This is a genomic window from Alteromonas sp. I10 (assembly GCF_003201515.1).
Taxonomy (GTDB): domain Bacteria; phylum Pseudomonadota; class Gammaproteobacteria; order Enterobacterales; family Alteromonadaceae; genus Alteromonas; species Alteromonas macleodii.
This window is the reverse complement of sequence record NZ_QJJN01000028.1, coordinates 1-1206: the sequence shown is the minus strand read 5'-3', so window position 1 is coordinate 1206 and position 1206 is coordinate 1. Positions and strand designations below refer to the sequence as shown.

At 41.7% G+C, this 1206-nt stretch carries 1 protein-coding gene; it reads left to right on the top strand.

Going from position 1 to position 1206, the window contains the following annotated elements:
- Positions 1–118: 118 nt before the first annotated feature.
- Entirely contained in the window at positions 119–475 is a 357-nt protein-coding gene (locus tag BZA03_RS20320) for a hypothetical protein (protein WP_110289724.1), read from the top strand.
- Positions 476–1206 lie beyond the last annotated feature (731 nt).

Sequence of the window (1206 nt, the reverse complement as noted above, 5' to 3'; positions counted from 1 at the left end):
CTGTAGTCGCTCGCAGGCTCGCTGGGACGCAAACACATGGGCTGCGTCGCTTCGCTCCTAAATTTTAGCCCATGTGTTTCCGCCCCTAAGCAGGGCGTTAGCTGCCAAGGAGGTAGGTTTGGCAATAGATAGAGATGCATGGATTTTTGGTTTAGCCGTTGCGGCGATTGCTGTTTTATTTAGTCTTACTTCACTAGCTAAACAAGGAAGTATTGCAGCGTATTTCTTGGTGTTTTTCTTGTGTGGCATTCCTGCTGGTGTTGGTTTCTTTATTGGGCAGCGCACACACAAAAAATCCTTAAAAATTCAGCACATTTTGGTTGCTGCTTTTATTACGTACTTCATTACCGACAATAGTGTAAAGCTTATCGGCCTCACTCAAGAGTATTGGTATCTTACTTTTGCCGTATTGTTTATATTATCAGGGCTTGTTAGTTGGCGTTCACCAAAAATGTTTAACAAAAGTGGCAGCTAACAAAAAAATCATGTCGCCCGCAGGCGGGCTGGGTCACAAACAGGCAGGCGGCTTCGCCATTGTAGCCTGCCTGTTTGTGCCCCATATTTAAAAGTTAGGTACTCATGAATAAATTTCAATTCTTGAGTGAAACAGAAATCAAAAATTTTAGACTGATTTTTGTTGGAATTTTCGCTTTCTGCTTTCTCATGTTTTTAGTAGCTGGGCTTTATAAAATTTATTACTTTGAACAAGCTTTCAATAGTCACGAGCGATATAACGTTAGCGGACCAATAACGGATGTATTTGGTCCAAGTAGCTACACCTCATTTAATGTGTCTGGGGTGAATTTTCGATCTGAGTTTATGTTTGGCCCATGCTTGGATATCAGGGATGAAGTTCAAACGAATAGAATAGTTGATATTGAATATATAATGATCGAGGATTGGTTATACACCAAGCGGGACTATGGCTGTATTCTAAATATCGATTATCTCAGCCCCAAAATTAATAGGTATCGTGGACAAGCTTCGAGGAATAATTAGCACGTACCTAACAAAAAATCAAGTTCGCCCGCTACGCGGGCTGGGACGCAAACATGTGGGCTGCTCACTTCGTTCGGATTTTAGCCCACATGCCTGCGCCCCTTATTTAAAAGTTAGGTGCTAAATGGAAACCATGAAAATCTTTGCCGCTTCGATTCTTTGGTACCCTTTATTTTTGGTTCCAGCCTTAATTGGTTTTGTGCCATT